Origin of the sequence: Gillisia lutea (assembly GCF_021568705.1) — a bacterium.
Lineage (GTDB): Bacteria > Bacteroidota > Bacteroidia > Flavobacteriales > Flavobacteriaceae > Gillisia > Gillisia lutea.
On record NZ_JAKGTH010000006.1, the window covers coordinates 280,752 to 305,964 of the forward strand.

Below are 25,213 nucleotides of genomic sequence, written 5' to 3' on the forward strand. Positions count from 1 at the left end.
CATTAATATGAAAGTGAAAACAATTTTAATATCTCAGCCAGAGCCTAAAGTAGAGAATTCACCTTATTTTGAGCTGGAGGAAAAGCAACGAGTAAAAATTGATTTCATCCCCTTCATACATGTAGAAGGAGTTTCCTCGAAAGATGTGAGGCAACAGAAGATTGATCTTTCAAAGTTTACCGCTATTATTCTAACCAGTAGAAATTCTGTCGATCACTTTTTTAGAATTGCTGATGAGATGCGTTATAAAGTGCCGGACACTTTAAAATATTTTTGCTTGAGTGAAGCGGTAGCTTATTATTTGCAAAAATATGTGGTGTACCGTAAGCGTAAGATTTATGTAGGAAAAAGAACCTTTACAGAGCTTGCGCCTTACATCAAGAAATATAAGAATGAAACCTTCTTACTTCCTACTTCAGATATGTTGAAGCCGGATGTTCCTAAAACTCTGAACAAGCTTGGAGTAGACTGGAAAAAAGCTGTTTTTTATAAAACTGTTGTAAGCGATTTATCTCACTTAAGAGAGGTGTATTACGATATATTAGTATTCTTTAGCCCTAGCGGAATTAAATCTCTTTTCGAGAATTTCCCTGATTTTGAACAAAAAGAAACAAAGATCGCAGTATTTGGAAATACAACCGTAAAAGCGGCAAAAGAACATGGATTGGTAGTTAACATTCAGGCACCAACCCCTGAAACCCCATCTATGACAATGGCATTACAACGCTTTATTAAGGAAGCGAATAAGAAATAAAAATACCTTCTGTTTATTTTAAATTAAGAAGCCGATAATTCTAATAAATTATCGGCTTCTTTACTTTTTATAAGTTTGAATGGGTTACACCAAAGGTCCTCCGGCTAGAATTTCTTCATTTGAATTCTCTTCATACTTTTTGAAATTAGCCTTAAAAGAATTTGCTAGTTCCATAGCCTTGGCATCATAAGCCTTTTTATCTTCCCAAGTAGCTCTGGGATCTAAGATCTCGAATGGTACGTTGTTACAAGTTCTTGGCATTTGTAATCCAAAGATTGGATGTTTTTCAAAAGAAACTTCATCTAATTCCCCCTGTAAAGCAGCCTCTATCATAGCACGAGTATATTTAAGTTTCATCCTGCTTCCTGTTCCATAAGCTCCCCCCGTCCAGCCAGTATTCACCAACCATACATTTACGTTAGCATCCTTCATTTTCTTACTAAGCATTTCAGCATATTCAGCGGGATGCAACGGCATAAACGGAGCTCCAAAACAAGCAGAGAAATTAGGCTGCGGTTCGTTAATACCCGCTTCTGTTCCAGCAACTTTAGCAGTATAACCACTCATAAAATGGTAGGCCGCCTGTCCCGGGCTAAGCTTACTTATTGGAGGCAATACTCCAAAAGCATCAGCGGTAAGAAAAAAGATATTCTTCGGATTTTCTCCTATGGAAGGCTTTGCTATATTATTGATATGATCTATCGGGTAACTAACTCTGGTATTTGGGGTGACACTAATATCAGAAAAATCGACCTCTCCCTTGTCATTCAAAATTACATTCTCCAATATTGCACCAGGCTTAATAGCTTTAAAGATATCTGGTTCGTTCTCTTCAGAAAGATGAATAACTTTCGCATAGCATCCCCCCTCAAAATTAAAAATGGTATTTTCCTTTGTCCAACCATGTTCATCATCCCCAATCAGTTTTCTTTTTGGGTCTGCTGAAAGTGTTGTTTTACCCGTTCCTGAAAGTCCGAAGAACACAGCCGTATCTCCCTCAGGCCCAATATTGGCTGAACAGTGCATTGGAAGGGTGTTTTTATGAACAGGTAGTATAAAATTCAAAGCAGAAAAAATCCCCTTTTTAATTTCACCTGTATATCCACTACCTCCTATTAGAGCAATCTTTTTTCCGAAGTTTAGTATCGAAAAATTACCTTGTCGTGTTCCATCTTTTTCAGGATCTGCCTGAAACCCGGGAGCATTTATCACAATCCAATCTTCTTTGAAATCTTTCAACTCTTCCAACTCAGGCCTTAAGAACATATTATATGCAAATAAGTTAGACCATGGATATTCATTGACAACGCGAATGTTTAATCGATAATTCTCATCGGCACAGGCATAAGAGTCTCTAACAAATAATTCTTTATCTGATAGGTAGTCGACAACTTTATCATATAATGCATCAAACTTTTTTGAATCAAAAGGGATGTTTATATCTCCCCACCAAACTTTATCTCTGGTTTCTTCATCTTCAACAATAAAACGATCTTTTGGAGATCGTCCCGTAAAATCTCCTGTATTAACCGCCAGAGCACCCGAGCTTGCTTCCACTCCCTGATTTTTATCTAAGGTAATTTCATGAAGTTCTTTAGGTGAGAGTTGATAATGTACATTTGTGCTGTTAATTCCGTAATCTTTCAGCGAAATCGATTTCGTAATTTGATAATTTGCCAACATAAAAATATAGGTTGTGTGTTTGTTTAGGCGTACAAAAGTAATTAATCTTATCCTGAAACTAAGAAGTAATCTCTTAATTTATTTGTTTTTTAACGTTATAAATTTGAACAAAAGAAGCGCCCAGGCCAGTATTAACAAGCTCCCACCTAAAGGTGTAAGCAATGCTATTTTTGTAAAATCGAAACCGGTTAACGCATTAGTTGCAAGTAGATAAATAGAGCCTGAAAATAGAATTATTCCCCCCATCAAAAAATAATACACCCATTTTAGGCTATTAAGAGCTAATTCTTTAATATTACCTAAAACAATCAATAACAATGAGTGATAAATTTGATATTTCACGCCCGTTTCAAAGGAAACCATAGCCTCCACCGATAGTAAGGGTTTAAGGCCATGGGTAGCAAAGGCCCCAAGAATTATAGCTATTAAACCAAATAAAAACCCTGAGATATAAAATCTTCTACTCATAGAATTGTTTTTAAAGTGTAAACATTTAAGTACTTTCGTGCATATTAGCCTGCAAAACTAACTAAGATATTTTTAATATGCGACAGATATTGGTGATTGGCGCTGGAAAATCCACCTCCGTTTTAATAAACTATTTATTAGAAAAATCTTATTCCGAGGACCTATTTTTAACTATTGGAGACCTCGATGTACATCAAGCTGAAAAATTATGCAATGGTCATTCAAGATGCAAAGCCCTAAAGCTGGATGTGTTTAACAAAGAAAGCAGAGAGCAGGCAATTCAAAAGGCCGATATTGTTATTTCTATGTTACCTGCAAGATTTCATATTGAAGCAGCTAAAGACTGTATAAAGTTCAAAAAATCCCTGGTAACCGCCTCTTATGTAAGTAAAGAAATGAAGGCTCTGGATAAGGAAGTAAAAGAGAACGGATTGGTTTTTATGAACGAAATAGGCGTAGACCCGGGCATCGACCATATGAGTGCTATGCAAGTTATAGACCGAATTAGAGCTAAAGGTGGTAAAATGCTCTTATTTGAATCCTTCACCGGAGGCTTGGTCGCCCCACAAAGCGATACAAATCTTTGGAACTATAAATTTACATGGAACCCCAGAAATGTAGTGGTAGCAGGCCAAGGTGGAGTTGCAGAATTTATTCAGGAAGGTAAATACAAGTACATTCCTTATCACAGGTTATTTAGAAGAACAGAATTTTTGCATGTTGAGGGCTATGGCAAATTTGAAGGTTATGCCAATAGAAATTCTCTAGATTACAGAAGCATTTATGGTTTGGAGGATATTCTTACCCTCTATAGAGGAACTATACGACGAGTAGGATTTAGCCGAGCATGGAACATGTTCGTGCAACTGGGAATGACAGACGACACCTATCAGTTACAAAATACAAAGAATATGAGTTACCGTCAGTTCGTAAACTCTTTCTTACCTTACTCTCCTACCGATTCTATCGAGTTAAAGCTACGGCATAATTTAAAGATCGATCAGGATGACATTATGTGGGACAAGCTTGTAGAGCTGGATATCTTCAATGATGAAAAGACCATTGGAATAGAAAATGCTACTCCCGCTGAAGCGCTTCAAAAGATCCTAATGGAAAAATGGACATTAGATGAAGATGATAAGGACATGATTGTGATGTATCATAAATTTGGTTATGAACTCGATGGAGAACGAAAACAGATAGACTCCAGCATGGTTTTAATTGGTGAAAATCAAACGAGCACAGCTATGGCAAAAACAGTGGGCTTGCCAGTAGCAATTGCTACTTTAGCAATTCTCAATAAAAAAATAACCACTCCCGGGGTTCAAATTCCTATTACTAAAGAAGTATATGAACCCATTCTAAAAGAATTAGAAACCTTTGGGATTGTTTTTAAAGAAAAAGAAACAGAATATTTAGGATATAACCCGTTTGGAGAAGTAGGAAACTAATTATAAATTAAACAGATATCCAGAGTTAAACCCGATTAAAATGAAAATAGTTGATGAAAAAGTGAGTATTGATGGCATTGATAAAACCATTTTGAATTATTTAATGGAGGATGCCAGAAAACCAATCTTGGAAATTGCAAGGAGTATTGGTATAAGTGGAGCCGCCATTCATCAACGCTTGCGAAAGCTTGAAAAAGCCGGATTAATTGAAGGCTCAAAACTAATGATTAACCCCAGAGTTTTAGGATATACAACAATGGCATTTGTGGGAGTATACTTGGACAAGGCAGTTAGCAACCCTCAGGCTGTAAAGCGCCTAAGTGAAATTCCAGAAGTTATAGAATGTCACTACACCACAGGGAACTGGTCTATTTTCCTAAAAATCCTATGTAAAGATAATGAACATCTAATGAACGTACTGAATAAGGAAATACAAGCAATAGAAGGAGTTTCAAGAACAGAAACCTTTATTTCCTTAAATCAGCAAATACAAAGACAGATAAAAGTTTAACGACTTTAAGTTCTCACATAAACAAAAAGACCCCACTACTTAGTGAGGTCTTTTTTTATTTTGATATTGTTTTAATCCCTTCCCAGGTAAATATTCACGAAATATAGCAAAGTTGCTAAAGACCCTACTGCAGCCACCACATAAGTTCTTGCGGCCCATTTTAAGGAATCTTCTGCTGCTTCATGCTCATTGGCGCTTAGCATATTTTCAGTCTCCAGCCACACTAAAGCCCTTTTACTCGCATCGTATTCCACGGGTAGAGTGATAAAGCTAAAAAGAGTTCCTAGTCCGAATAGTATAATTCCTATTAACAAAACCGTACTCCCAAATGAAGTAGTGGCCATTAATAGGAATCCCCCCATTATTACCCATTGCGAAAGCTTAGATGCTACGCTAACAATAGGCACTAACTGACTACGCATAGTTAACCAGCTATAGGCCTGAGCATGCTGCACAGCGTGTCCACATTCGTGGGCAGCAACCGCAGCGGCAGCAGCATTACGTTGAGAATACACTCCTTCACTTAAATTCACTGTTTTCTTTAGCGGATTATAATGATCGCTCAACATTCCCGGGGTGGAAATAACTTTTACATCATTTATTCCATTATCATGTAGCATCTTTTCAGCAATCTCTCTTCCGCTCATTCCATTTTGAAGATGCACTTTTGAGTACTTCTTAAATTTGCTCTTCAGTTTATTGCTCACATATAAACTCACCACAAATATGAGTCCGGCAATTATATAATATCCCATCATGTTTTTTACTATTTTTTATTCAATTATTTCAAAGATAACAAAAACCCCGCCATTAAAATCACTGTCATTTTTTAGCTCTGAAAAGCTTTTAAAGCCTAAAAAAATATTAAAAAAGTGACATAACTTGCAATCCTTGACAGCATATTCTTTACAAATTAAGATATTGTCTATATTTGCACAACTTATCTATAAAACATCTATGCAATACAAAAGAATCCTTTTAAAACTATCAGGCGAAGCACTCATGGGAAATCGCCAATATGGAATAGATCCTGAACGTTTGGCAGAATATGCTCAGGAAATAAAATCTGTAATAGATCAAGGAATTGAAGTAGCTATAGTAATTGGAGGAGGGAACATTTTTAGAGGTGTTGCCGGAGCAAGTAAAGGAATGGATAGAGTGCAGGGGGACCATATGGGAATGCTTGCTACTGTTATTAACGGACTTGCTTTACAAAGCGCTCTTGAGGATGCGGGAATTCAGACCAGGTTACAATCTGCCATTAAAATTAATGAAGTAGCCGAGCCATTTATTCGCCGTAAAGCTATGAGACACCTTGAAAAAGGAAGAGTAGTAATATTTGGAGGGGGTACTGGAAATCCATATTTCACAACAGATTCTGCCGCTGTTTTAAGAGCTATTGAAATTCATGCAGATGTAATTCTGAAAGGAACTCGTGTAGATGGAATTTATACTGCCGATCCTGAAAAAGATAAAATGGCTACCAAATTCGACTATATCAGTTTCGACGATGTAATCAAAAAAGGCTTAAAAGTTATGGATACCACTGCTTTTACCCTAAGCCAGGAAAATGAATTGCCAATTATAGTATTCGATATGAATACACCGGGGAACCTTTTAAAAGTAGTTACCGGAGAAAACATTGGAACCAAAGTAAATTTATAATATAGAAAACGTACTAATTAGTATACTTTTTTCAACATTAAGTTTCAAAAAATGAACGAAGAATTAGATTTTATAATTGAGAGCACCAAAGAGAATATGCACAAGGCCATTAAGCACTTGGAAAAGCAGTTAGTAAATATTCGTGCCGGAAAAGCAAGTCCAGCAATGCTTGGGAGTGTTATGGTAGAGTATTATGGAAGTATGACACCGCTTAATCAGGTAGCAAATGTAAATACTCCCGATGCCCGAACCATTACTATTCAACCTTTTGAAAAGGGGATGATTCAAGGGATCGAAAAAGGTATTATGTATGCTAATTTAGGTTTTAACCCAATGAATAACGGGGATAGCGTAATTATTAATGTACCACCATTAACCGAAGAGCGCCGAAAAGAATTAGCAAAACAAGCTAAAGCCGAAGCCGAAGAAGCGAAGATTGGAATTAGAAATGATAGAAAAGTAGCTAATAACGATATCAAAAAACTAGACATCTCTGAAGATGCGGCAAAGATAGCAGAGGAAAATGTACAAGAACTTACCGATGCTCACATTAAAAAAGTTGATGAGATCCTGGCTGTAAAAGAAAAGGAGATCATGACAATATAAGCTCCGACCATAGTCGCCGCTTACATATCCTTTATACTGATGTCGGCTTCAAAATATTGAGTTCAAGCTTTTCTTGAAAATTATATCAATATTATGAAGCCGACATTTTTATTTTTATACTTTTATTCCATACCACTAAAGCTGAACTACTATTTCTATGAGAAAATTTTTGCTGCTAAGCTTTTTAATTATCTCATTCCAAAGTATATCTGCACAGCAGATTATTCGAGGAACCGTAGTAAACAGCAAGACCGGAGACCCTCTCCCATATGCAAATATTCAAGTTTCCGAAGAAATCGGTACGCTTACTAATATCAATGGTACTTTTGAAATACAAGTAGATAAAAAAGTTTCAGAACTTCTGGTTACTTACGTGGGATATGCTCTGCAAATAGTTCCATTAACTGCATCAACCGAAATTTACATCATTCAGCTTCAACCACAATTGGAAGATCTGGCAGAGGTGATGCTCTATTCAGGAGAAAATCCGGCCAATAAGATCATTCAGCTGGCTATAAAAAACAAAATTAACAATGAGCCCGAAAAAGCCTTGGATGATTTCAGTTATAAAAGCTATAACAAATTCATTATAGATAATCAGGCCAATACTTTAAAAGCCACAGCAGACTCCTCTATGGTGGAGGTCAAAACTTTAATCAATAAAGGCCGTGCCTATCTTTCAGAAAAAGTCTCCTCTCATTACTTTAAGCGCCCCGCGATTAAAAGAGAGGTTGTAGAAGCCATAAAAACCGCCGGATTTAAAAAACCGGTTTATGATGTGCTATCTCTAAAGGTTGAACCGCTTTCTCTTTATAAAAAGGATTATACCATTTTTGACACTAAATACGCGGCTCCCTTAGCTAATAATGCACTAAGTAATTACACCTATAAAATTCTGGATACAGTAAATACCTCACAACGGCCCGCATATGTCATCTACTATAAACCAAAGCGGGAACAAGTGGTAGCTGGACTTGAGGGTATTCTTTATTTAGACACTATTACTTACGCCATTCAGAAAGCGAAAGCCCAGTTAATAGGAGTGGTGAACTTAGAGGTTGAACACAATTACACTTATTACAAAAAAGAAAATATTTGGTTTCCCAACAACCAGACAACTACTTTAAAACCTGGAACCGGCGAAAAGGATATTTCGGTCTTCGGGGGAAGTATTTCGGTAGGTGCAGTTCAAAGAAAACGTTCACTGCTTAATAATGTGCTCGCAACCGGAGAAGTTGAAAATGATCTTTACCTCTCTTCTACCACTACAAATTACGATATAGAGTTCAATTCGAATACCAGCTTTCAAAAATCCCCCGCTTGGATAAGTGTCGCGAAAGATGCCGATACTAAGTCGCTAAATTACTGGGAAGTTAACAGGCAAACACCTTATACCTTTAAAGATGAATTTACCGAGTACCGCGTAGATAGCATTATTAAAGCTCGAGATATTGAGCATAAAATAGAAGTGAAAAAAGCTATCGCAAATGGACATTACCCTGTACATTTTTGGGATTTCGATTTAAGTAAGTTTGTTAAATATAACAATTATGAGGGGCTACGCTTAGGTGTGGGCGGAAATACGAATGATAAGCTTTCAGAAAAATTCCAGCTTAACGGATATTTGGTGTATGGTTTTATAGATCATACTTTTAAATATGGACTCGGGGCTGCTACACTTCTCAATAAACCAACAGGCACTTGGTTAAATGTGAATTATTATGATGACATTAGGGAAGTAGGAAGTTTTAAATATTTGCGAGGCATCAACGATTTTTCGATTCTAGAACCTCGTTTTGTTAACATTAGTTATTACTACAACTATCAATCTTTACAAACTTCTCTTAAACATAGGGTCACCCCTCGTTTAGAAACCGAATGGGTGCTCGCAAAAAGTGATATTACTCAAATTGGCAATTACGCTTTCCTAAATAACAATCAACTTTATAAAGATTATACCATTACCGAAGCTACTCTTGGATTTTTATGGAGACCTTTCAGTAAATTTTTGAGCACCCCAGAGAGCCATATTATTATAGATAAGCAATATCCTCAATTCACTGGGCAATTTTCTCATAGTTTCGCCAATTTTCTTGGCGGCGATTTTAATTTCACAAAATTTGGATTAAAAGCAGAATATCAAATAAACCGACTTGATCAATCCAATACTCAATTTACTTTGGAAGGAAATTATGGATTTGGGGATATACCTCTAACTCATGCGTTTCACGCTTATCCCAATAGCCCAAATAAAGAGGCAATTATCAGCAGGTTTTCCATTGCCGGAAAACTCAGTTTTGAGACTATGTATTTCAATGAGTTTTTTAGCGAAAGACAGGTTGCATTACACGTTAGACACCAGCTTCGGCCCATAAATATTTCTGAAAAATTCAGACCAGAAATCGTATTGATATCTCGTTTTGCATTGGGAGATTTCGAGAATTTCGAAGCACACCAAAATATCGAATTCAAATCTTTAAAACATGGGTATTCTGAAGCAGGTTTAGAAATAAACAAGCTTTTTGGCGGATTTGGCTTAAGTGGAGCCTACCGATACGGAGCTTATCATCTTCCCACTTTAAGAGAAAATATCTCTTTTAAATTCACTTTTCAGCTTAAAATTTAATTTACCAGATTAATACTCTTACAATCAATTAATACCGGGCCTTTTTATACCTTTGCACTCGCTTAAAAATCAGCCATGTCAAAAATATTCAGTTTTGGATTTTGGAATTCCATCGCTCGTGTAATTCTTCGGAATAGGCTTACTATTATTGCCATTATAATAGGAATCACTATTTTTTTAGCTTCCCAGTGGCAAAATATGAGATTTTCTTACACCGAAGCAAACTTATTACCGGATGACGATAAGTTCAATATGGTCTATAATGACTTTCTTGATAAGTTTGGAGAAGAAGGAAATTTAATAGTAATTGCCGTAAACGATTCTACTCTTTTCACTCCGGAAAAGTTTACTGCCTGGAACACGCTTACTAAGAAATTAAGCAGTTACAGCGAGGTAGATCATGTTATCTCTCTAGGTAACCTAAAGAAACTTCAAAAGTTCAACAAACCAAAGCGTTTTGAAATGGTCCCTCTCATAAATGAGAAAAAATGGGATAGCGCCCAAGTTGCAGCATATCAGGACGAGCTTTTTAATAAACTGCCTTTTTATGAGAATTTAGTTTATAGTTCCAATTCCAATACCGTGCAAACGGCTTTATATATCAATGAAGACATCGTTAACTCCAAAGAGCGAAAAACCTTTGTAATAGAAGAGTTGAAACCTTTAATTGAGAAGTTTGAAAAAGACAATAATATTAATGTCTACGTTTCTGGAATGCCATATATAAGAACGCTGAATTCTCAAAATATCATTGATGAAATTGGACTTTTTATTGGAGGGGCACTTCTTGTTACCTCCCTCATCTTCTTTTTCTTCTTCCGTTCCTTTAGAGCTACATTAATTTCGATGATTACTGTTCTCATTGGGGTAATGTGGGCATTTGGAGTTATCGGGTTGTTGCATTATGAAATTACAGTTCTTACAGCACTCATACCTCCCCTCATTATTGTAATTGGAATTCCTAATTGTATTTTTCTTATCAATAAATATCAGCAGGAGATAAAAAATCATGGAAATCAGGCAAAATCATTGCAGCGAGTTATTTCTAAAGTTGGAAATGCAACTCTCCTTACCAATGTGACTACCGCTTCCGGATTCGCAACTTTCATTTTAACCGACAGCAAGCTGCTAAAAGAATTTGGTATTGTAGCTTCTATAAATATAATTGCCATCTTCATATTAAGTCTGGTAATAATTCCTGTTATATACAGTTACATGCGATTGCCTAAGGACAAGCACCTGAAACACCTTAATAAAAAATGGATAGGTGGCTTTGTGGACTGGATAGAAAATATGGTAAGACATAGAAGAATTACTATTTATATTTCTTCGGTAATTCTTTTGGCATTGAGTATTATTGGAATCTATTCTATCAAGATCTCGGGAAGCTTGTTGGAGGATATGCCACAAAATGCTGGCTTCTTCAAGGATATCGAATTTTTTGAAGAAGAATTTAATGGGGTAATGCCACTTGAAATACTTATAGATACCAAACGCCCTAAAGGTGCATTAAAACTTTCCACTCTCAAGAAGATGGAGTCTTTGGAAACTGCCATTACCGAGGTTCCCGAATTATCTGCACCTCTATCAGTTGTAAGGCTTGCGAAGTACTCAAAACAAGCATATTATAACGGAAACCCAAAATACTATCAGCTCCCTACTTCGCAAGAACAGAATTTCATTGCTCCTTATTTAAAAGGAATTTCTTCTGAAGGTGGTAATCTATTAAACTCCTATGTAGATTCTACAGGTAGATATGCGCGAATGACAACCTTTATGAAGGATATTGGAACCGATGAAATGGAGCGTATCGAAGAAAATCTATGGCCTCAAATAAATAAGATCTTCCCCCCGGAACGCTTTGAGATATCCATGACAGGAAAAGCCTTGATCTTTCAAAAAGGAACTACTTATTTAGTGAAGAATCTTGTGGTCTCGTTATCGTTGGCCATTGTTCTAATAGCAATGCTTATGGCATGGATGTTCCGTTCGTTTAGAATGATACTAATATCACTTATTCCAAACCTATTACCTCTTTTGGTTACTGCCGGGATGATGGGCTTTTTAGGAGTACCTATTAAACCATCTACTATCCTAGTGTTTAGTATCGCTTTTGGAATATCGGTAGACGACACCATACATTTTCTTGCCAAGTATAGGCAGGAACTAAAGGCAAACGACTGGAAGATAAAACGATCGGTATACGCCGCATTAAAAGAAACCGGAGTAAGTATGTTTTACACTTCTATTGTGCTATTCTTCGGATTTTCAGTATTTATGATAAGTAGTTTTGGTGGTACGGTAGCCTTAGGAGGCTTAGTATCGGCAACCCTGCTTTTCGCAATGCTTTCTAACTTATTGCTCCTACCTTCACTTTTACTTTCTTTGGAAAAGAGTATTGCCAATAAGGAGACCTTGAAAGAGCCGGCAATGCAAATTATTCCGGATGAAGAGGAAGATGATATTAATATAACCGATAAATAAAAATCAAAAAGACAATCTTGCTAAGCTAACAAGTAAGATTTATCTTTGAATCTATAAAAATCTAAACAAAATGATAAAAGCTAAAATTGCTGAATTGCTTAACAGCAATCAATTTTTACAGGAAGTTGAAGTTAAAGGATGGGTACGTTCTTTTAGAAGTAATCGTTTTATAGCGGTTAATGACGGCTCTACCATCAATAATTTACAATGTGTTATAGATTTTGAAAATACTAAAGAAGAAATTCTTAAGCGAATTACGGTTGGTGCAGCCGTAAAGATTACCGGTACCTTAAAGGAAAGTTTAGGAAGTCAGCAAAGCGTTGAAGTGGAAGTGAAATCGGTAGAAATTTTAGGAGACGCAAATCCTGAAGAAGTAAAACTCACCATTCTCTCCCCAAAACGCCACAGTCTGGAAAAGTTAAGAGAACAAGCACACCTAAGAGTGCGAACCAACACCTTTGGAGCTGTTATGCGTGTGCGTAGCAAGCTATCTTTTGCAGTACATAGTTATTTTCAGCAAAACAATTTTCACTATGTAAACACTCCCATTATCACAGGTAGTGATGCTGAAGGGGCTGGAGAAATGTTTAAAGTAACAGCTTTAGACTTGAAAAATCCTCCTAAAACGGAAGATGGCGAAATCGATTTTAAAAAAGATTTCTTTGGAAAAGAGACAAATCTTACTGTTTCCGGCCAATTAGAGGCTGAAACTTTCGCTTTAGCACTTGGGCAGGTGTATACCTTTGGTCCTACTTTTAGAGCTGAAAACTCTAACACCTCTCGTCATTTAGCCGAATTCTGGATGATAGAGCCAGAAGTGGCTTTTAACGATCTAGATGCCAATATGGATCTTGCGGAAGATTTCATTAAATACGTGGTAAACTACGTATTGGAGAATTGTAAGGATGATCTTGCATTTCTTGAGACTAGATTAGAAAACGAAGAGAAAACAAAACCAATGGATGAGCGTAGCGAAATGAGCCTGCTCAAAAAACTGGAATTTGTTACAGAGAATAATTTTAAAAGAGTTAGTTATACCGAGGCTATAGACATCCTTAAGAACTCGAAACCAAATAAGAAAAAGAAATTCCAATATCCTATTGAAGAATGGGGAGCCGATCTACAGAGCGAGCACGAGCGTTTTCTAGTTGAAAAACACTTTAAATGCCCTGTGATATTATTTGATTATCCGGCAAACATCAAAGCCTTTTACATGCGCTTAAATGAAGATGGAAAGACAGTTCGCGCAATGGATATCCTTTTCCCTGGAATTGGAGAAATTGTTGGAGGTTCTCAAAGAGAAGAGCGTCTGGATGTGTTACAGGATAAAATGAAAGCCTTAGATATCGATGAAAAAGAACTTTGGTGGTATTTAGACACCAGAAGATTTGGAACCTGTGTACATAGCGGATTTGGTCTCGGATTTGAAAGACTTGTGTTATTTGTAACTGGAATGGCCAATATTAGAGACGTGATCCCATTTCCTCGTACCCCACAAAACGCTGAATTTTAATTCTACACACGTGAAAGTACTGGAAACGCATATAGTTCCTGCAATGGATAAAGAAATTCGATTGCAGGAATATGCGCCTGGTATATTTTATGCCATCACCACCAAGAGTGGCATTAAAAAGGCCATAAAACGAGAAGAAATTCTTATTGATGGTAAAATTGCTCAAACTTCCGATTGGGTAAAGGAAAATCAAAAAATTGAACTTTTACAGCAAAAGGTAAGCCCCAAAAAGATCTTTCAACTTAAACTGGAAGTGATCTTCGAAGATGAGTATTTCGCGATAGTTAATAAACCATCAGGTTATCCTACCAGTGGAAATTACTTCAAAACTATAGAAAATGCGCTTCCTTTCAACTTAGAGAAAAGCAATAAGCAAGATGCACTTCCTTACCCGTTGCCGGTGCATCGATTAGATAATCCTACCAGTGGATTATTGGCTATCGCTAAAACCCGAGCGGCACAAATCACTTTAAATTCTTATTTTGAAACTAAGGAAATTCGAAAGATCTACGTAGCTCTCGTACATGGTCACACCCCTGAAACATTATCGCTAACAACTAATATTGACGAGAAGTCTGCTTTAACTAAATTAAAGACCCTTCGTCACTTTAACTTTAAAGACCAAGAATATTCTCTCGTTGAACTCAGTCCTGAAACCGGAAGAACGCATCAACTCAGAATACATTTAGCTTCACATAATTTTCCTATTGTGGGTGAAAAACAGTACGCTAACAACGAAAATGATTTTAAAAATAAAGGATTGTTTTTAGCAGCAGTAGGTTTAAAACTAAATCACCCTATACATTATAAAGAGCTGACTTTCAGCATAGATTTACCGGCAAAATTTAAAAAAGCAATCTCTTTTTAAGCATCATCTTACTTCTTAACAAAAATTTATCAAAAGCATCTTTAATGCCAAAGCAAGTTTAGCATTGTTTTTGCTTATTTTTGTTATACTAGATTAGTGCAATCAACCATATATGCTAAAACAGCAATTAAATTTTAAATTATCTCAAAAGCTATCTCCTCAACAAATCCAGTTGATGAAGCTTATCCAGCTACCTACACAAGCCTTTGAACAGCGTATAAAGCAGGAACTGGAAGAAAACCCTGCGCTCGAGGACGGAAAGGAAGATCTGGATGCCGAGTTTGATGATGAATTCTCGAATGATGAGTATGAGAATGAGTATGATGATTCAAAAGAATCTGAAATCGATGTGGATGATTATTTGAGTGATGATGAGATTCCTGAGTATAGACTTCAGGCAAACAACTATAGCGCAGACGATGAAGATAAACAGGTGCCATACGCCTCTGGAACTTCTTTCTCTCAACATTTAAAATCTCAGCTAAGCACTTTTCGATTAAATGAAGCTGAAAAAGAAATAGCTGAATTTCTTGTTGGAAGCGTTGATGAAAGTGGCTATATAAGAAGAAGCATTCAAGATATAGTAGATGATCTGGCCTTTACTCAAAATATCTATACAGATGAAGAAACTGTTCTCAAAGTCCTTAAAAAGGTACAAGAACTAGATCCGGCTGGGGTTGGCGCCAGATCTTTACAAGAATGTTTACTTCTTCAGTTAAATAGAAAGGAGCCAACCAAAAAGGTTTCTTTAGCAACAGACCTTTTAGAGAAATCATTTGATCATTTCAGCAAGAAGCATTATTCCAAATTGTTAAGCAAACACGACATTTCTGAGGATGAGCTGCGTGAGGCTATTGATGTTATAGAGCATTTAAACCCTAAACCAGGAGGGACGTTCTCAGGAAACATGAGAATGGTGGAGCATGTGATTCCCGATTTTACCATCAAAATTGTTGATGGGGAACTTGAGCTATCCTTAAATAGCAGAAATGCGCCGGAAATGCATATTTCCAATGATTATAACAATATGCTGAAAGGTTACAAAGAATCTAAGGAAAAGACCAAGGCCCAGAAAGATGCCGTGATGTTTATTAAACAAAAACTGGATTCAGCTAAATGGTTTATAGAAGCCATAAAACAGCGCCAGCAAACGTTAATGATTACTATGAGCGCCATCATGAACTATCAGAAAGAATATTTTCTTACAGGGGATGAACGCAATTTAAGACCTATGATCTTAAAGGATATAGCCGATGAAATAGGCATGGATGTTTCTACAGTTTCCCGAGTTGCAAATAGCAAATATGTAGATACTCCATACGGAACCAAACTTATAAAAGAGTTCTTTTCCGAATCTATGAAGAACGTACAGGGAGAGGATGTTTCTACAAGAGAGATTAAGAAGATCTTAGAGATATCAATTGAGGAAGAAGACAAAAGAAAACCTCTAACCGATGATAAGTTAGCTAAGTTGCTTAAGGAGAAAGGCTATCCTATTGCACGAAGAACCGTGGCAAAATACAGAGAACAACTCGATATACCAGTAGCAAGAATGAGAAAAGAAATTTAATGAAGGCTTTAATAAAAAGTGCCTCCTATATCTTTCATCCACTATGGATGCCATTTTTAGGAACCTTGTTTTATTTCACATTTTCTCCAAGATTCTTTCCCCTACCTCTTATAAAAGCAAAACTTCTGGCCATAGCCATTACAACGCTTTTTATTCCCATCGTTTTTTATTATCTCCTCAAGAATTTAGGTAAAGCATCGTCATTCTTTTTAAAAGATGTGAAAGAAAGAAGATGGCCACTTTTCTTTTATATCTTACTCTTAGGCTTAAATTTATACCAAATTCTGAATGTTTATAATTACCCAGTATTATATTATTTTTTTGTTGGTATATTATTTTCCATTCTAACAGCCTTTATTTTAGCCTGGCTAAAGTTTAAAGTAAGCTTACATATGATTGGACACAGCGGGTTTCTTATGTTCGTTATAGCCATGAGTATTTATTTCAAGCTAAACCTTATATATTTTATTGCTCTAACAATTGTAGCCTTAGGCCTCACCGCCACTTCCCGACTTCAACTAAAAGCACATACAGTAACCGAATTGTTTGCAGGATTTTTTATTGGGCTTCTCCCACAAATTATCGTTTTTAATTACTGGCTATAAAATATAGAACATTAAGCCCACTTTGAAAGTGGTAATTCCTATTTCCGAATCATTTAATGTAGCATCCTTAAAGAATGGATTTAGGCTATAATAAATATGAAAATTGAAAGTATTGTAACCAAAGGTAAATGTAGTACCAATTCTAAACCTATCTAATTCCGGAAGTTCGGTTTGAGTAACCTTATTACCAGGCTGTTTAAAGACTGATTTAAAGTGATAGACATAACCTAAGCGTAGCCCCGTATAAACTCTCCAGAACTTATAAGAATCAGCCGTAGAGCTGCGCCAGCGAAACTCCAATGGAGCTTCGATTAATTGCGTGGTAAAACGATTGGTATCATAATCCACTTCAGGATCCCTCAAATTTCTAAAAATAGTGTTACCAGCATCATCTTCACCAATAAATAATTCCTGTCCATACGTATTTATAGACCAACCAAGACCAGCACCTATAGCGACATTTCTTCTTTTATTTATTGGAAAATCTCTGATAAAGCCTAAATGTAAACCTCCTGAAAAACTGGACTGCGACACTGTTTCCGGCAGATCGCTCAAAAGATGAAATGTAAGTCCTACATAGAACTGATCTTCTCTATAAAGACTGTCTACAACCGCGGGAATGGAGTCTTTATCATCTTGAGCATACGCGAAGCTTCCGAAGCTGATAAATAATAAAAGAAAGAAGATTATTCTCATTAGATTATTGGTAGTTTATATATCAACAAAGGTTTATAAATATAAAAAAACATCCCTCCCGTAACTAAACGAGAGGGATGTTTTTATAAACAGTAATTAAATTATTTAATTCTTACTTACTTCCCCGGTACGGGTAGTATAGTTTATTTTAAGTGCTTCAGCTTTACGAAGTTCTTGTTTGATATCTGAAACTAATCCCATATTGGTTTCAACATCTACTTTTAAAGCAGTAGTTAAATATGGAACCAATTCTTCACGCTTAGATTCTCTTTCAGCATAAATGAATTGTTGTACTTCAGAAACTTTAGCAAATTTATCGTTTAACTGTATACGAGCTTCTGTCCCTGCACTTTGTTGATAACGCGGACTTGGTTTACCTGCATAGATATACATCACCAAATCTTTTTTATCCAGCTTTTCTACCTGATCGGCATAAGGCAATTTGTTTTGTACCATTAAGGTATTTTGACGCATTACCGTAGCAACCATAAAAAAGAAGAGCAGCATAAAAACGATATCCGGAAGAGAGGCCGTACTAATAGCCGGTAACTCACCACCTTTTTTCTTTTTAAATTTAGACATATCTTGATTTAAATTTTATTGTTCTTAATGCTACTAACCTTTAGGTTCTGCCTCAGATAATTTTTGAGGATACATCTCCTTGATTGTATTAACACGTTCCTCTAACTGGGCTTTATTACCTTTAAAGTTAGGATCGTTAAGATTCCCTTCCATCTCGGTAAAATCTTTACCGTACATTCTTCGAGCTTCTCTATTTCTCAACATATTATAGGCAGCTACCAATTCGTTCTGAACAGAAATATAAGTTCTATATTCTGTCTTACGATCGTTCACTAAAGAAATAATAGCTTTTTCAGGATTATCAGAAGAAGTAGGGTCTTTTGCACCCTGACAGTAAGTACACGCGTCGTCTCCTGTTCCTGCACCATTATCTAAAAAGTCCATTGCAGCTTTACGCAGATCCTTCAGTTGCATTAGCTCATCTTCTACTAGTAAATCATTGTTTCTATTAACAATAACAGTAAAAATGTTCTTTTGCTTAATAACCGGAGGCTCCACATTCTCGTCTTGTATAGGGGGCAATTTACGGCTGATTCCCCTATCGGTCTCAATTGTTGTAGTTACCAAGAAGAAAATTAATAGCAAGAATGCTATATCGGCCATAGAACCGGCATTAACTTCTGGCGCTGATCTTTTAGCCATAATTTATTTTATTAATTTTCTGATCCCAGAAAGAACCATTGCTCCAACGGCAATAATTGCAAGGATATAAAAAACAACCAATCCAGCACCTACCCAGTGATCTCCACTTGCAGATAAGGTTGTACCGTCTTTTAATTCCAATTGAGTTCCATCGGTAAGAACATACGCCACAACAACGATTAAAGCAAAAGCTCCAACTGAAATAAGCGTATTCTTAATGTTTCCACTAAACAATCCTTTGATCACAAAGAATGCTACAATTACTAATGTTATTGCAAACACTATATAAGTAACGTACATCATTGGATCTAGCATGCTACTCTGCAAATCGGCCGAAGCGTCAATTGCATCATCACCAGCCATAATAATTCTTCCCAAAAGGATAAGACCTATTACGCCAATAACCAGCGCTATGTATTTTAATATTTTATGTACATTCATTTCTTAGATTCTTTTTCTGTTTTTGTAATCAACAAGCATATCAATTAAAGTGATAGAAGCATCTTCCATATCGTTAACGATACTATCAATTTTAGCGATGATATAGTTGTAGAAAACCTGAAGTATAATTGCAACGATCAAACCAAATACTGTGGTAAGAAGTGCTACTTTAATACCTCCTGCTACCAAAGATGGCTGCATATCTCCTGCTGCTTCAATCTTATCAAAAGCCTGAATCATCCCGATTACAGTACCCATGAAACCAAGCATAGGAGCTAAAGCGATAAATAAAGAAACCCAAGATACGTTTTTCTCTAATTGTCCCATTTGCACACCTCCGTAAGCAACAACAGCTTTTTCAGCTGCTTCAATGCTCTCGTCTGCACGATCTAAACCTTGGTAGTAAATAGAAGCTACAGGTCCTTTTGTATTTCTACAAACTTCCTTAGCTGCTTCAATTCCACCGCTGTTTAATGCATCTTCTACATCTTGTGCTAACTTCTTAGTGTTAGTAGTAGAAAGGTTTAAAAAGATAATTCTCTCTATGGCGATGGCCAAACCAAGAATTAAACATAAAAGAACGATCCCCATAAATCCGGCTCCTCCTTCTATAAAACGTTTTTTAAGTTCTTGGTGAAAACCTAAAGATTCTTCCTCTTGTACGTCGAGGGCTGCTTCGTCATCTTGAACAAAATTTACGATGGTATTTGGCAGTGTATTCACATAGTTTGTCGCATTTACTTTTGCGGCTCCAAATAACATAATCGAAGCGATTACCAAAGTTGAAAATAATCTTTTCATTACTGTTTGTCTTAAATTAATTAGTTAAAGGGTTAAAGATATAAAAATATTTTTTTATTAAAAATACTTTGCAGAGAGGAAGGGATTCGAACCCTCGATACGCTTTTGGCGTATACACACTTTCCAGGCGTGCGCCTTCGACCACTCGGCCACCTCTCTATTAAGTAATTCTAAATTGGTGCGCCAAATAACAAAAAAAAATGTTCACCATCAAATTAGAATCGTTAATTTTATAACATTTCCCCACGCAGGGAAGTCTCAAAGATAGTTTTAAATACTTTAGATGATAACTCTTTTCCTAAAAGATACATCAATTTTGCTACAGCAGCCTCTGTGGTGATATCTTTACCGGAAACGACTCCTATTTTTTTAAGTTGTGTACTGGTTTCATATTGGCCCATTGCAACGCTTCCAGCTACACACTGAGTGACATTCACCACCACTAAACCATTGGAAATGTGTTTCTTCAATAGATTTATAAACCAGGCATCGGTAGGTGCATTTCCACTACCATAGGTTTCAAGAACAATTCCTTTTAAATTCTTTTTTGAAAGAATATGATCTACGGTACTTTCACTTATCCCCGGAAACATTTTCAAAACAAGCACATCGTCATTGAAATTAGTATGCAGTTTTGTCTTTTTCCTGCGATTGGTTTTCCAAAGTGCGTTATAATTTACTGAAAGATGCACCCCAGATTCTGCTAACGGAGGAAAATTCATGGATGAAAATGCCTGAAAATGTTCCGCATTTATCTTGGTAGTTCTGTTTGCCCGGTATAATTTATACTCGAAATACAAGCCTACTTCCGAAATAACCGGTCTCCCCTGTTTTTGTAAACCTGCAATTTGAATACTTGTAATAAGATTTTCCTTAGCATCGGTTCTTAGATCTCCAATGGGCAACTGAGATCCAGTAAAAATGATAGGCTTGGTCAAGTTTTCGAACATAAAGCTTAAAGCAGATGCCGAATAGCTCATAGTATCACTTCCATGCAACACAACAAACCCATCATATTGTTCAAATCTATCTTCAATTATTTGAGCTATTTGAATCCAGTAGGCCGGATTCATATTAGATGAGTCTATTGGATCTTCGAAGCTTATGGTGTCTATAGTATGCTCTAACAATTTGAGCTCGGGAATATTTTGTAATAACTCACTAAAGTTGAACGCTTTTAAAGCTCCTGTATCAAAATCCTTAATCATACCAATGGTACCACCGGTATAGATCAATAAGATGTTAGACTTTGTTTTCATTCAAAGCTTCTAGGTTAATTACAGGATTTGCATACATTAATAAGTAACTATTTACTTCTAATGAATTTTTAAAATCTACTCTTCTGGTTAAACGTCTTTCAAACTGACGCTTCTCCTTTTTAGTATAATGCTGACCGTGAGCCTCGTTATTGTTAAGCAAATCACATGCAATATAATTTGCCGGCCACAACTTATAATTCTTATGAATTTTACGATCTATGGCTGCTGCTATTTCTTTTAACTGATCGTTCACCGAAATTTCTGTACCCTCCAACTGCTCAAACCAAGCTTTATCCAGCACTTCTCCAGCCTTGATATGAATTCGCCCTTTATTACCTAAAGCACCTTTTAATATAGAATTGAAATCTTCGTGTGCAGATTTAGTGTAAGTCTCTTCCATACGTTTTGCCATCAATTCAGGCATTTTCAACACATCGGTAGGATCAAACTCATATGAAATTGCCACAGGAACGATCTTAATTTTTGAAAAGTATTCGGTTATACTAAGATCTCCCTTAGCCATTGCCAGCATTTTTAACACACCTTGCTGGGTAACATCATTACCGTCTTTAGTTCTACCTTCACGCTGCGCCATCCATACCGACCGATTCTCCTCAAGCAATAAATGCTTAATATATTCGGATAGGTTTTGGGAACTGCGGAGCATTTCCCGCGGACTCAACCCCCGCTGCACTAGAAAATTTCTGTTAATTTTCGAAAGAAGCATTAAAAATGGCTTCTTCACTAAATTATCACCAATTGCCGAAGCTGTCATTATAAGATTTTGCTCATATAAAGCACAGTTAAGCAAACTGGTATCCAGTATAATATCCCTATGATTAGAGATAAACATATAGGATTCGTCACTTTTCAGTTTATCAAAACCACTATAGGTAAGACCTTCAGAACTTTTCTCCAACACCATTTTAACTGAATTATAAATGATTTTGGTTTGGAAATCGCGTATAGAATTACACTCACTTACAATCTCCTTGATCTCTTCAAAAGATTTTTCCGGAAAAGTGAATTGGAGCAATGCTTTTACCATGGGATGATTAATATACTGAGAGAGTGCATCTTGCACTTCTTCATCATGGTAAAATCTTATTTCTTCAAAGTTTGACACGTGTATTTTTTAACTTAGCTTGACAAATGAACAAAATTTAATATTAAATACCTGTATTACACCCCAAATATATCTTTTGAGTTTTCAGTGGTTACCCTTGCTATTTCCTCCATTTCAACATCATATATCTCTGCTAGCTTTTTAGCAACAAATTCTACATACGAGCTTTCATTTCTTTTTCCTCTATAAGGTGCAGGAGCTAAATATGGGGCATCTGTTTCCAAAACAATATATTCCAGAGGGATCTCATTTAAAAATTTATCAATTCCTCCATTTTTAAATGTCACCACTCCCCCAATCCCAAGTTTCATATTATAGGAAATGGCCTTTTTAGCCTGTTCCAGACTCCCGGTAAAACAATGAAAAATCCCGAATAGGTCTTCACCTTTTTCAGTTTCCAGCACTTCAAAAACCTCATTAAAAGCATCTCTACAGTGAATCACTATGGGCAACTTATATTTTTTAGCAAGTTGAATTTGCTTCTTAAAAGCAATTTGCTGCTGCTCTAACAATGTTTTATCCCAATAAAGATCGATCCCAATTTCCCCTACTGCATAGAATTTTCTTTTTTGAAACTCTTCCTCTACATGCTTTAGTTCTTCTTCGAAATTATCATCTACCGAGGTAGGATGCAAGCCCATCATTAAAAAAACATGCTCTGGAAATTGTTTTTCCAAATTATACATAGCCTGTGTATATGTCGAGTCTATTGCAGGAATAAAAAATCTGGTAACACCAAGCGCGATGGCTTTGTTTATCACTTCTTCCCTATCAGTATCGAACTTCTCACTATACAAGTGAGTATGTGTATCTGTTAAAATCATAAATGCAAAAATAATTTATTTTATACACCTATCTTTGACAAAACTAAAAGAATGTCGACCCTGAGAAAGTTATTAGAAGAAAAAGGTTTTCAACGCATAAAGCTTAAATACACCTCCACAAATCATTTTGAACTAGTTGCTAAAATCAATAAAATTAAAGGCAACTTTATTTTAGACACCGGGGCATCCAGCACTTGCGTTGGTTTTGACAGTGTAGAACACTTTAAATTAGTTGCTACAGACAGCGCTGTAAGAGCGGCTGGAGCCGGCGCCAACAACATGCTTACGCAAATTGCCGAAAAAACTATCTTAGAAGTAGGAAGCTGGAAAATGAAAAAACTGGACCTGGTTCTTTTCGACTTAAGACATGTGAATGAAGCACTAGTAAACCATAAGGCAGAAAAGGTGCATGGTATTATAGGAGCAGACATTTTGAAAAAAGGCCGAGCAGTTATCGATTACAAAAACAAAGCACTTTATTTAAAGTAAAATCGAAAATTGGGGAAATTTCCCCATTTAAAACCGGATTTTATAACTCTATATTTGGAGTAATGAATCTGACTGTTAAAAATAAAACACTAAACCATTTCCTCATGATCATGTTATCATTGGCGGTTATTGGTATTCTGCTTTTAAACATTTTGACACTGGTTTTATTATTTTGATTAATTGAGCCAACCAAAAAAATAAGGGCAACAATTTAAAAATTGTTGCCCTTATTAATTTTAAGTTTTAAGCGAACACTATAGTTCCAATGCTCTCTTAACATCATTATCCATTAGTAATTCTTGCGGATTTTCAAGTGCTTCTTTAACTGCTACCAAGAATCCTACAGATTCCCTACCATCAATTACTCTATGATCATAAGAAAGTGCTACATACATTATTGGTCTAATCTCAACGTGTCCATCAATAGCAACTGGTCTTTCCACAATATTGTGCATTCCAAGAATTCCGCTTTGAGGAGGATTAATAATAGGAGTTGATAACATAGATCCGAATACACCTCCATTAGAAATAGTAAATGTCCCGCCCGTCATTTCATCAACAGTGATCTTTCCGTCACGCGCACGAATTGCAAGTCGCTTCACTTCATCTTCTACACCTCTAAACCCAAGGTTTTCAACATTTCTCATTACCGGCACCATTAATCCCTTAGGACCTGAAACAGCAATACTTATATCTTTATAATCGTATTTTATTTGATAATCTCCATCAATCATAGAGTTCACATCAGGATAAAGCTCTAAAGCTCTTACTACAGCCAGTGTAAAGAAGGACATAAATCCTAATCCAACTCCGTGCTTATTTTTGAACTCATCTTTATATTGTTTCCGCAAAGAAAAAATAGCCGACATATCCACCTCATTAAAAGTAGTAAGCATAGCTGTTTCATTCTTTGCACTCACCAAACGTTCTGCAACTTTTCTTCGAAGCATAGACATTTTCTTCCTGTCTTCTCCTCGTTTTCCTGTTCCAGGAGTTCCCATAGAGGCTTTTGCCTGCACAGCATCATCTTTAGTAATTCTACCATTACGACCTGAACCAGTTACCGATTTAGAATCGATTCCTTTTTCATCAAGAATTTTCTTTGCTGCAGGAGAAGGGCTTCCAGTTGCATAGGTCTTATCCTGTTGTTGAGCTGGAGTTGAAGATTTTGAAGGAGTTTCCGCTTTAGCTTCAGCTTTTTCACTTTCAGCTTTAGCCGCTTCTTTTCTATCTTCTTTAACTTCCTCTTCTGCCGATTTAGCTTTATCGCCACCTCCCGGTTTTGGAGCATCAGTATCAATTAAGCACACAACCGCACCAACTGCCACAGCATCACCTTCTTCAGCTTTAAGAGTGATGATTCCGCTTGCTTCAGCCGGAAGTTCAAGAGTTGCTTTATCACTATCAACTTCTGCAATCGCCTGATCTTTTTCTACGTAATCTCCATCTTCTACCAGCCATTGAGCTATTTCAACCTCTGTGATCGATTCTCCCGGAGAAGGAACTTTCATTTCTAAAGCCATGATCTTCTTGTTTTATTTTTATTGGT

General features: G+C 36.4%; 24 protein-coding genes and 1 tRNA gene. 12 read left to right on the top strand and 13 right to left on the bottom strand.

The window, feature by feature from the left end:
* Positions 1-7 precede the first annotated feature (7 nt).
* Positions 8-754 carry a uroporphyrinogen-III synthase gene (locus tag L1I30_RS01265; RefSeq protein WP_236132432.1) on the top strand — a complete coding sequence of 249 codons (747 nt, stop codon included), beginning with the start codon at positions 8-10 and terminating at the stop codon, positions 752-754.
* Between the two features lie 84 nt (positions 755-838).
* On the opposite strand, the gene pckA is transcribed toward L1I30_RS01265, so the two are convergent.
* Together pckA and L1I30_RS01275 are read right to left on the bottom strand one after the other, a co-directional pair.
* On the bottom strand, positions 839-2,437 hold the full coding sequence (pckA, locus tag L1I30_RS01270) for a phosphoenolpyruvate carboxykinase (ATP) (protein WP_236132433.1): 1,599 nt from the start codon (positions 2,435-2,437) through the stop codon (positions 839-841).
* Positions 2,438-2,515: 78 nt separating this feature from the next.
* Positions 2,516-2,905, bottom strand: coding sequence for a DUF423 domain-containing protein (locus L1I30_RS01275; protein WP_236132434.1), 390 nt, complete (start codon positions 2,903-2,905; stop codon positions 2,516-2,518).
* A gap of 77 nt (positions 2,906-2,982) precedes the next feature.
* Here L1I30_RS01275 and L1I30_RS01280 point away from each other — a divergent pair, with 77 nt between their 5' ends.
* Together L1I30_RS01280 and L1I30_RS01285 are read left to right on the top strand one after the other, a co-directional pair.
* The gene (locus L1I30_RS01280) at positions 2,983-4,356 is read left to right on the top strand and encodes a saccharopine dehydrogenase family protein (RefSeq protein WP_236132435.1); all 1,374 of its coding nucleotides are present in this window, start codon (positions 2,983-2,985) and stop codon (positions 4,354-4,356) included.
* A gap of 40 nt (positions 4,357-4,396) precedes the next feature.
* Complete coding sequence (locus tag L1I30_RS01285; protein WP_236132436.1) at positions 4,397-4,867, top strand: Lrp/AsnC ligand binding domain-containing protein; 471 nt, start codon at positions 4,397-4,399, stop codon at positions 4,865-4,867.
* Positions 4,868-4,938: 71 nt separating this feature from the next.
* Here the strand turns inward: L1I30_RS01285 and L1I30_RS01290 are convergent, their stop codons facing one another.
* A complete protein-coding gene (locus L1I30_RS01290) occupies positions 4,939-5,625 on the bottom strand; it encodes a zinc metallopeptidase (RefSeq protein ID WP_236132437.1) in 687 nt (228 codons plus the stop codon).
* Positions 5,626-5,824: 199 nt separating this feature from the next.
* On the opposite strand from L1I30_RS01290, the gene pyrH reads away from it, so the two are divergent.
* From pyrH to L1I30_RS01330, 8 genes are all read left to right on the top strand, one after another.
* Entirely contained in the window at positions 5,825-6,532 is a 708-nt protein-coding gene (gene pyrH, locus L1I30_RS01295) for a UMP kinase (RefSeq protein ID WP_236132438.1), read from the top strand.
* 51 nt (positions 6,533-6,583) lie between these two features.
* Complete coding sequence (gene frr / locus L1I30_RS01300) at positions 6,584-7,138, top strand: ribosome recycling factor (protein ID WP_236132439.1); 555 nt, start codon at positions 6,584-6,586, stop codon at positions 7,136-7,138.
* 157 nt (positions 7,139-7,295) lie between these two features.
* Positions 7,296-9,764, top strand: coding sequence for a DUF5686 family protein (locus L1I30_RS01305; protein WP_236132440.1), 2,469 nt, complete (start codon positions 7,296-7,298; stop codon positions 9,762-9,764).
* Between the two features lie 75 nt (positions 9,765-9,839).
* Positions 9,840-12,248: an efflux RND transporter permease subunit gene (locus L1I30_RS01310; RefSeq protein WP_236132441.1), complete on the top strand. Its 2,409-nt coding sequence runs from the start codon at positions 9,840-9,842 to the stop codon at positions 12,246-12,248.
* Between the two features lie 70 nt (positions 12,249-12,318).
* A complete protein-coding gene (gene asnS / locus L1I30_RS01315; RefSeq protein ID WP_236132442.1) occupies positions 12,319-13,761 on the top strand; it encodes an asparagine--tRNA ligase in 1,443 nt (480 codons plus the stop codon).
* Positions 13,762-13,771: 10 nt separating this feature from the next.
* Positions 13,772-14,629, top strand: coding sequence for an RluA family pseudouridine synthase (locus L1I30_RS01320; RefSeq protein WP_236132443.1), 858 nt, complete (start codon positions 13,772-13,774; stop codon positions 14,627-14,629).
* Between the two features lie 112 nt (positions 14,630-14,741).
* The gene (rpoN, locus tag L1I30_RS01325; protein ID WP_236132444.1) at positions 14,742-16,199 is read left to right on the top strand and encodes an RNA polymerase factor sigma-54; all 1,458 of its coding nucleotides are present in this window, start codon (positions 14,742-14,744) and stop codon (positions 16,197-16,199) included.
* Positions 16,199-16,804 carry a hypothetical protein gene (locus L1I30_RS01330; protein ID WP_236132445.1) on the top strand — a complete coding sequence of 202 codons (606 nt, stop codon included), beginning with the start codon at positions 16,199-16,201 and terminating at the stop codon, positions 16,802-16,804. The genes rpoN and L1I30_RS01330 overlap by 1 nt, the downstream gene beginning before the upstream one ends.
* Here L1I30_RS01330 and L1I30_RS01335 read toward each other — a convergent pair.
* From L1I30_RS01335 to L1I30_RS01375, 9 genes are all read right to left on the bottom strand, one after another.
* On the bottom strand, positions 16,799-17,500 hold the full coding sequence (locus tag L1I30_RS01335; RefSeq protein WP_236132446.1) for a porin family protein: 702 nt from the start codon (positions 17,498-17,500) through the stop codon (positions 16,799-16,801). The genes L1I30_RS01330 and L1I30_RS01335 overlap by 6 nt on opposite strands.
* Before the next feature lie 105 nt (positions 17,501-17,605).
* Positions 17,606-18,082, bottom strand: a complete 477-nt coding sequence (locus L1I30_RS01340) for an ExbD/TolR family protein (RefSeq protein ID WP_236132447.1) — start codon at positions 18,080-18,082, stop codon at positions 17,606-17,608.
* A gap of 33 nt (positions 18,083-18,115) precedes the next feature.
* Complete coding sequence (locus L1I30_RS01345; RefSeq protein WP_236132448.1) at positions 18,116-18,724, bottom strand: ExbD/TolR family protein; 609 nt, start codon at positions 18,722-18,724, stop codon at positions 18,116-18,118.
* A 3-nt stretch (positions 18,725-18,727) separates the two neighbouring features.
* Positions 18,728-19,165, bottom strand: a complete 438-nt coding sequence (locus L1I30_RS01350) for a hypothetical protein (protein WP_236132449.1) — start codon at positions 19,163-19,165, stop codon at positions 18,728-18,730.
* Positions 19,166-19,168: 3 nt separating this feature from the next.
* Entirely contained in the window at positions 19,169-19,966 is a 798-nt protein-coding gene (locus L1I30_RS01355) for a MotA/TolQ/ExbB proton channel family protein (RefSeq protein WP_236132450.1), read from the bottom strand.
* A 71-nt stretch (positions 19,967-20,037) separates the two neighbouring features.
* Positions 20,038-20,125 (bottom strand) — tRNA-Ser (locus L1I30_RS01360).
* A 71-nt stretch (positions 20,126-20,196) separates the two neighbouring features.
* A complete protein-coding gene (locus tag L1I30_RS01365; RefSeq protein ID WP_236132451.1) occupies positions 20,197-21,225 on the bottom strand; it encodes an asparaginase in 1,029 nt (342 codons plus the stop codon).
* On the bottom strand, positions 21,209-22,351 hold the full coding sequence (locus L1I30_RS01370; protein ID WP_236132452.1) for a 1-acyl-sn-glycerol-3-phosphate acyltransferase: 1,143 nt from the start codon (positions 22,349-22,351) through the stop codon (positions 21,209-21,211). Before L1I30_RS01370 ends, L1I30_RS01365 begins: the two co-directional genes overlap by 17 nt.
* A 56-nt stretch (positions 22,352-22,407) precedes the next feature.
* Positions 22,408-23,175, bottom strand: a complete 768-nt coding sequence (locus L1I30_RS01375) for a TatD family hydrolase (protein ID WP_236132453.1) — start codon at positions 23,173-23,175, stop codon at positions 22,408-22,410.
* Between the two features lie 51 nt (positions 23,176-23,226).
* On the opposite strand from L1I30_RS01375, the gene L1I30_RS01380 reads away from it, so the two are divergent.
* Complete coding sequence (locus tag L1I30_RS01380; protein WP_236132454.1) at positions 23,227-23,664, top strand: retropepsin-like aspartic protease; 438 nt, start codon at positions 23,227-23,229, stop codon at positions 23,662-23,664.
* A 254-nt stretch (positions 23,665-23,918) separates the two neighbouring features.
* On the opposite strand, the gene odhB is transcribed toward L1I30_RS01380, so the two are convergent.
* The gene (odhB, locus tag L1I30_RS01385; protein WP_236132455.1) at positions 23,919-25,187 is read right to left on the bottom strand and encodes a 2-oxoglutarate dehydrogenase complex dihydrolipoyllysine-residue succinyltransferase; all 1,269 of its coding nucleotides are present in this window, start codon (positions 25,185-25,187) and stop codon (positions 23,919-23,921) included.
* Positions 25,188-25,213: the final 26 nt, after the last annotated feature.

Excerpts from the sequence above, each read along its gene's own strand:
- L1I30_RS01280 (WP_236132435.1), top strand. The coding sequence starts at position 2,983 with ATGCGACAGATATTGGTGATTGGCGCTGGAAAATCCACCTCCGTTTTA.
- odhB (WP_236132455.1), bottom strand. The coding sequence starts at position 25,187 with ATGGCTTTAGAAATGAAAGTTCCTTCTCCGGGAGAATCGATCACAGAG.
- frr (WP_236132439.1), top strand. The coding sequence starts at position 6,584 with ATGAACGAAGAATTAGATTTTATAATTGAGAGCACCAAAGAGAATATG.
- L1I30_RS01355 (WP_236132450.1), bottom strand. The coding sequence starts at position 19,966 with ATGAAAAGATTATTTTCAACTTTGGTAATCGCTTCGATTATGTTATTT.
- pckA (WP_236132433.1), bottom strand. The coding sequence starts at position 2,437 with ATGTTGGCAAATTATCAAATTACGAAATCGATTTCGCTGAAAGATTAC.
- L1I30_RS01330 (WP_236132445.1), top strand. The coding sequence starts at position 16,199 with ATGAAGGCTTTAATAAAAAGTGCCTCCTATATCTTTCATCCACTATGG.
- L1I30_RS01345 (WP_236132448.1), bottom strand. The coding sequence starts at position 18,724 with ATGGCTAAAAGATCAGCGCCAGAAGTTAATGCCGGTTCTATGGCCGAT.
- L1I30_RS01285 (WP_236132436.1), top strand. The coding sequence starts at position 4,397 with ATGAAAATAGTTGATGAAAAAGTGAGTATTGATGGCATTGATAAAACC.
- L1I30_RS01340 (WP_236132447.1), bottom strand. The coding sequence starts at position 18,082 with ATGTCTAAATTTAAAAAGAAAAAAGGTGGTGAGTTACCGGCTATTAGT.
- asnS (WP_236132442.1), top strand. The coding sequence starts at position 12,319 with ATGATAAAAGCTAAAATTGCTGAATTGCTTAACAGCAATCAATTTTTA.
- L1I30_RS01265 (WP_236132432.1), top strand. The coding sequence starts at position 8 with ATGAAAGTGAAAACAATTTTAATATCTCAGCCAGAGCCTAAAGTAGAG.
- L1I30_RS01380 (WP_236132454.1), top strand. The coding sequence starts at position 23,227 with ATGTCGACCCTGAGAAAGTTATTAGAAGAAAAAGGTTTTCAACGCATA.
- L1I30_RS01275 (WP_236132434.1), bottom strand. The coding sequence starts at position 2,905 with ATGAGTAGAAGATTTTATATCTCAGGGTTTTTATTTGGTTTAATAGCT.
- L1I30_RS01290 (WP_236132437.1), bottom strand. The coding sequence starts at position 5,625 with ATGATGGGATATTATATAATTGCCGGACTCATATTTGTGGTGAGTTTA.
- rpoN (WP_236132444.1), top strand. The coding sequence starts at position 14,742 with ATGCTAAAACAGCAATTAAATTTTAAATTATCTCAAAAGCTATCTCCT.
- L1I30_RS01305 (WP_236132440.1), top strand. The coding sequence starts at position 7,296 with ATGAGAAAATTTTTGCTGCTAAGCTTTTTAATTATCTCATTCCAAAGT.
- L1I30_RS01310 (WP_236132441.1), top strand. The coding sequence starts at position 9,840 with ATGTCAAAAATATTCAGTTTTGGATTTTGGAATTCCATCGCTCGTGTA.
- L1I30_RS01335 (WP_236132446.1), bottom strand. The coding sequence starts at position 17,500 with ATGAGAATAATCTTCTTTCTTTTATTATTTATCAGCTTCGGAAGCTTC.
- L1I30_RS01350 (WP_236132449.1), bottom strand. The coding sequence starts at position 19,165 with ATGAATGTACATAAAATATTAAAATACATAGCGCTGGTTATTGGCGTA.
- L1I30_RS01365 (WP_236132451.1), bottom strand. The coding sequence starts at position 21,225 with ATGAAAACAAAGTCTAACATCTTATTGATCTATACCGGTGGTACCATT.
- L1I30_RS01375 (WP_236132453.1), bottom strand. The coding sequence starts at position 23,175 with ATGATTTTAACAGATACACATACTCACTTGTATAGTGAGAAGTTCGAT.
- pyrH (WP_236132438.1), top strand. The coding sequence starts at position 5,825 with ATGCAATACAAAAGAATCCTTTTAAAACTATCAGGCGAAGCACTCATG.